The following is a 1,160-nucleotide window of genomic DNA, read 5'->3' as shown; positions in this document are numbered from 1 at the left end:
CGTTCCATGTACTTCATGCGGTGGAACAGGTCAGCAATCACAGGGTTTCGTCGCATGGAACGGATACTGTAAATATCGTATTCCTGAATTGAGCCGCCGCCAAACATACCGCCCGGAGATGTGATTTCCACCCGATCATCAAACATATCAATATGGATTTCGCTGCCAAGCACAATATAATCACGATGGATAAGCGCATTGACAAGAGCCTCTGTCACAGCTCGTTCAGCATAATCCGGCTTGTCTACCCGATACTGTGCCTTTTTGACAAAACGGACTTTGGAATTATTGCGAATAAATTCACTGCCGCTGTTCAGTAAATAAATCAAATTTCCCTCGTATTCTTTATCGTCCAGCGCATCATCAAAGATAGAGCCTTTTTCCAAGCCATTCCACCGGGTACAGAACATACGGGAGTTATAAACCGTGTGCTGATCGGTCATGAGCTTTCCGGCATTGGTCAAGACCCCATTTTTGTCAGCCAAACCGAAGGAGACATAATCTGATGGCTCAAAGCGGAGACCAGTCCGTTCCAGATAGGTTGCTTCCAGAAGTGTAAAGCTGTAATCCTTTTTTACCGCATCTGTTGTTAGGGTATCAAAGGATTGATTGGTTCCCTTTAAGATCAATTCATTTACAATGTAATCCGGGGCAATTACGCTTTCATTTCCAACACGGATATATGCTTCCATCACGCCGTCTGCCTTGTAATAATATGGGGTGCTGCGGCCGGGAGAAACCTCCAGAGCTAATAGATTTTTACCATCTTCCTGTAATGGTTTTAAGATAAACTGAGGTAATGGTGTGATTCGTTCTTTAATTAAGCGGCTGATCGCCTCAGCATCCTTTTGAACATCGGACAAGCCGATAGGCTTCCGGTCATCAGAGATTCCGAAAAACAGAGTTCCGCCGATTCCATTAGAAAAGGAACTGACACTTTTTAACCAGCTTTTGGGTTTCTTTATTTCAAGTGCAACTTTGAAATCACATTCGGTTGCTTCAGCAATGAGCTGTTCTATCATAAAATCCCTCCTTTGAGGTATTGGTAGTTTCTTTATATTATACCCATAAGGAGAGTTTATTTCAACGATAGGCACAAAGAGTTCAGAGAAAATATTTTGAGAGGAGGGCTTTTTATGGCAACTACAAGAATCATGCCG

Annotated in this window: 1 protein-coding gene; it reads right to left on the bottom strand. The window is 43.0% G+C overall.

Annotation, left to right across the window (positions count from 1 at the left end):
* Window positions 1-1,022, bottom strand: a 1,022-nt coding sequence (locus DWY63_RS17840; RefSeq protein WP_117802759.1) for an RNA-binding domain-containing protein, incomplete at its 3' end; no start/stop codon positions are given.
* Between the last annotated feature and the right edge of the window lie 138 nt (window positions 1,023-1,160).

Origin of the sequence: Blautia sp. AF26-2, from assembly GCF_003460955.1 — a bacterium.
In the GTDB taxonomy this organism is placed as follows: Bacteria; Bacillota; Clostridia; order Lachnospirales; family Lachnospiraceae; genus Fusicatenibacter; species Fusicatenibacter saccharivorans.
Note: the sequence above shows the minus strand (reverse complement) of the source record. Positions and strands in the feature narration are given on the sequence as shown.